The sequence below is a fragment of the Streptomyces sp. NPDC048590 genome (assembly GCF_043199535.1).
Taxonomy (GTDB): domain Bacteria; phylum Actinomycetota; class Actinomycetes; order Streptomycetales; family Streptomycetaceae; genus Streptomyces.
The window spans coordinates 1-1,061 of sequence record NZ_JBICWC010000033.1; the positions used below are offsets into that span (position 1 = coordinate 1).

General features: G+C 57.0%; 1 rRNA gene. It reads right to left on the bottom strand.

The window, feature by feature from the left end:
* Positions 1–1,061: ribosomal RNA gene (locus ACGFNN_RS35115) — 23S ribosomal RNA — on the bottom strand; the annotation flags it as partial.

Consider the following 1,061-nt stretch of genomic DNA (forward strand, 5'->3'; position numbering starts at 1 on the left):
CCTACCACACGGCCTACACCCTTACCCCGGGACAACCACCGCCCGGGCTGGACTACCTTCCTGCGTCACCCCATCGCTTACCTACTACAAGTCTGGTTCGTCGGCTCCACCACTACCCTCAACTCCGAAGAGATCGGGCCGGCTTCACGGACTTAGCATCGCCTGATTCAGTATTGGGCGTTTCAAAGCGGGTACCGGAATATCAACCGGTTGTCCATCGACTACGCCTGTCGGCCTCGCCTTAGGTCCCGACTTACCCTGGGCAGATCAGCTTGACCCAGGAACCCTTAGTCAATCGGCGCACACGTTTCTCACGTGTGTATCGCTACTCATGCCTGCATTCTCACTCGTGAACCGTCCACAACTCGCTTCCGCGGCTGCTTCACCCGGCACACGACGCTCCCCTACCCATCCATACTCCCGTTGGGGATATGTGTATGAATGACACGACTTCGGCGGTACGCTTGAGCCCCGCTACATTGTCGGCGCGGAATCACTTGACCAGTGAGCTATTACGCACTCTTTCAAGGGTGGCTGCTTCTAAGCCAACCTCCTGGTTGTCTCTGCGACTCCACATCCTTTCCCACTTAGCGTACGCTTAGGGGCCTTAGTCGATGCTCTGGGCTGTTTCCCTCTCGACCATGGAGCTTATCCCCCACAGTCTCACTGCCGTGCTCTCACTTACCGGCATTCGGAGTTTGGCTAAGGTCAGTAACCCGGTAGGGCCCATCGCCTATCCAGTGCTCTACCTCCGGCAAGAAACACACGACGCTGCACCTAAATGCATTTCGGGGAGAACCAGCTATCACGGAGTTTGATTGGCCTTTCACCCCTAACCACAGGTCATCCCCCAGGTTTTCAACCCTGGTGGGTTCGGTCCTCCACGAAGTCTTACCTCCGCTTCAACCTGCCCATGGCTAGATCACTCCGCTTCGGGTCTAGAGCGTGCAACTCAATCGCCCTGTTCGGACTCGCTTTCGCTACGGCTTCCCCACACGGGTTAACCTCGCTACACACCGCTAACTCGCAGGCTCATTCTTCAAAAGGCACGCAGTCACGAC